The sequence below is a fragment of the Trujillonella humicola genome (assembly GCF_046233715.1).
Lineage (GTDB): Bacteria > Actinomycetota > Actinomycetes > Mycobacteriales > Geodermatophilaceae > Trujillonella > Trujillonella humicola.
The window spans coordinates 1-2,808 of record NZ_JBJNRJ010000109.1; the positions used below are offsets into that span (position 1 = coordinate 1).

Below are 2,808 nucleotides of genomic sequence, written 5' to 3' on the forward strand. Positions count from 1 at the left end.
CTGCCGGCCCACTGGTGCAGCTTGGTCTGGATCTTCAGTACCCGCGCCCGCGCGGCAACCGCGTCGGGTATCGGTGCACCGGTGTTCACCGGCGGCCTCCTGACCTTCCAGTTCCTGCACTGCGAACTCGCTGCCGCCCTTGGCCATGTGACCGGCTTTCCCGGCCTCGGACTACTACGGCGGCTCCGCCCCACCACGCGGTGATCGGCTGACGGTGCGCCCAGCCCGCCCCGACCTGGCCGGTCGGAGAACGGGACGACCGCGCGGTGGTTCCCACGTTCACCACTTGACCGTTCGACGGGATCGGCGCCCAGCTCTTCCCCGGCGGCCTCGCCACGACTACCCCGCAGCACTTCATCGTGGCCTTCGACCCGGCCAACCCTGGACCTGACCGAAGTTCCCTCGGCGACCGTTCGTCCCGACCGAGGTGCGCACCGCTGACCGGCCCAGATCCGCCAGGTTCGAGCCGACGTTCCACTTTCGGGGGTTCCACCACTGGTTTCTGCACTCGTACGCCTGTCCGTCTCGCTTGCCAGGCCCGGGCCGTCTGGCAGTGCCGACCCGTCCTGTCGTTGTCGGGGCCGCTCCCGCCTCCCTCGGCACCTCCCGAGATCGACTGCCCCCAGCTTCATCAGGCCGCTGCGACGGCCCGAAGAGGAAGGACTTCCACCTCCCTGCGGTCATGCGGCGCCTCGTGGCGCACCGGATTGGTCGACCAGATCTTCTTCCAGTGCGCGACGGGGAAGTCGGTGAAGGCCAGCAGGTCGGCTTGGGCGTCGCGGAGCATCGCCTCGACCTTGGGGAACTGGCGGCCGAGCATGCCGGCGATGACGTCGAGCTGGGAGCGCACGTGTTCGGCGTCGGGCTGGGCGAAGATCGTGCGGATCGCGGCGGCGACCATCTCGCTGTTGCCGCGGGGCACCTGGGCGAGCACGTTGCGCATGAAGTGCACCCGGCAGCGCTGCCAGGCCGCCCCGAGCAGCACCGCGCTGATCGCGGCCTTGAGGCCGGTGTGGGCGTCGGAGATGACCAGCTGGGTGCCACCGAGCCCGCGGGCCTTCAGCGTGCGCAGGAACGCGGTCCAGAACGCGCCGTCCTCCGAATCGCCGACGGCGAAGCCGAGCACCTCGCGGTGCCCGTCGGCGGCCACGCCGGTGGCGATCACGACGGCCTGGGAGACCACCCGGCGGTTGACCCGGGCCTTGCAGTAGGTGGCGTCGAGGAACACGTAGGGGAACGCGGTCTCGGCCAGCGACCGGTCCCGGAACGCCGCGACTTCCTCGTCCAGGTCGGCGCAGATCCGGGACACCTCGGACTTGGAGATGCCGGTGTCGGCGCCCAGGGCCTTGACCAGGTCGTCGACCTTGCGGGTGGAGACGCCGTGCAGATAGGCCTCCATCACCACCGCGAACAGCGCCTGGTCGATCCGCCGTCGGCGTTCCAGCAGCGACGGAAAGAACGACCCGGCGCGCAGCTTGGGGATCCGCAGCTCCAGATCCCCGGCCGTGGTTGACAGCGTGCGCGGGCGGGAGCCGTTGCGCTGGGCGGTGCGGGCGTCGGTGCGCTCGTGCGGGGCGGCGCCGATCACCGCGGTGAGCTCGGCCTCGATCAACGCCTGATAGATCGTGGTCGCCGCTGACCGAATCCGGTCGTCGACATCGGCGGCCTTCAGTGCCTGGAGCACCTCGAGCAGGGCAGACTGGTCCAGGGCCATCGTGTGTTGTGTCCTTCCGCGAGAACCATTGCCGTGGTCTCGCTGACCATCACACGATGGCCCCCTCAACGTGATCACCCACGCGAGCGGTGGCCTGGACTTACACCACCTCGCGGGACGTCACCTCGGAGGAACCGTCTTCGACCGGACCGCCGGTGTTCGAGCAGGTGTACCTGCAGCGCCGGTTGCAGCAGTTGGAGATCACCGCAGCACGTCTGGAGAGGCGGGCCGCGGTAGCAGTTGAGCCGGCTGCGGAAGTGCTGCGGTTCCCGGGCTCTGCGGCACCGCGAACGAGCCGAGCGGCTGCGCAACCCTCTGAGGAGCGCCGGGCAGTCGAGCGAGGCGGGGGAGTGAACTACCTCGGCCCGGTCGCCGACGTCCGGCCCGCGCGGGCCCCTGAAGGGAACCTCCAGTCCTCGCGCCGCCGTCGAGATCGAAGCGATGCGCCGTGCCGTGGAGCGCGCGGAGGTACAGCAGAAGCGCCGGGGAAGTACGGGAGACCGGTTGTGGAGCATGCCGCTCGGCTGACCCCAGCCCGGATGGTCGCAACGCTGGCACGCGCCTCCAGCACCGGCTCCGTGTCAGGAGCTTCTTGCTGCACGAGTGCAGCTGCCGAGGCGGAGCGCTGAACGTCTGCCGATCGGCGACCACTAATGAGGTACGTCATCACCGCACGCGGCCCGCAGCAGCACGACGGGCCGCCGCTGATGCGGGCGAGGGAAGGGTGGAGATCAGATGGTGAAGCGGGGCCTCGGGCTGGTCGCGGCGATCATGGTGCTCACCAGCGCGTGCGGCGGTGACGGTCATGCCTCCGACGCGCAGGCATCGTCGGCTGAGCCTCCGCCGGCGGTGCCCGGCGCGCTCACCGATCACCAGTCGTTCACCGGCATTACGCTGCCGCCGGAATTCGACCTGGCCGACGCCCGAGGCTTTCGCACCGTGGACGCCGGTGCGGGAACCGACGGCACCCGGCGGGACAGCTGGGACGTGTCGGGGGGCCTTGCCCCCTGATCTTGGACACGCGTGGGGTGTCTACGCCGCGGTCGGCAGCGTAGCCGGGGCCCGGCGGGCCTCGTAGTCGTTCGGGCTGGTCT

General features: G+C 70.3%; 2 protein-coding genes and 1 pseudogene. 2 read left to right on the top strand and 1 reads right to left on the bottom strand.

The genetic code is table 11. The features are described 5' to 3' along the window. A partial coding sequence (locus ACK586_RS25235; protein ID WP_409333285.1) for a hypothetical protein occupies positions 1-204 on the top strand: 204 nt, incomplete at its 5' end. 454 nt (positions 205-658) lie between these two features. Here ACK586_RS25235 and ACK586_RS25240 read toward each other — a convergent pair. Continuing rightward, a pseudogene (locus ACK586_RS25240) lies at positions 659-1,714 on the bottom strand (IS256 family transposase); the annotation flags it as partial. Between the two features lie 735 nt (positions 1,715-2,449). On the opposite strand from ACK586_RS25240, the gene ACK586_RS25245 reads away from it, so the two are divergent. Then, positions 2,450-2,725 carry a hypothetical protein gene (locus tag ACK586_RS25245; protein WP_409333286.1) on the top strand — a complete coding sequence of 92 codons (276 nt, stop codon included), beginning with the start codon at positions 2,450-2,452 and terminating at the stop codon, positions 2,723-2,725. The last annotated feature ends 83 nt before the right edge of the window (positions 2,726-2,808 follow it).

Coding starts and splice junctions, on each gene's coding strand:
- ACK586_RS25245 (WP_409333286.1), top strand. CDS start 2,450: ATGGTGAAGCGGGGCCTCGGGCTGGTCGCGGCGATCATGGTGCTCACC.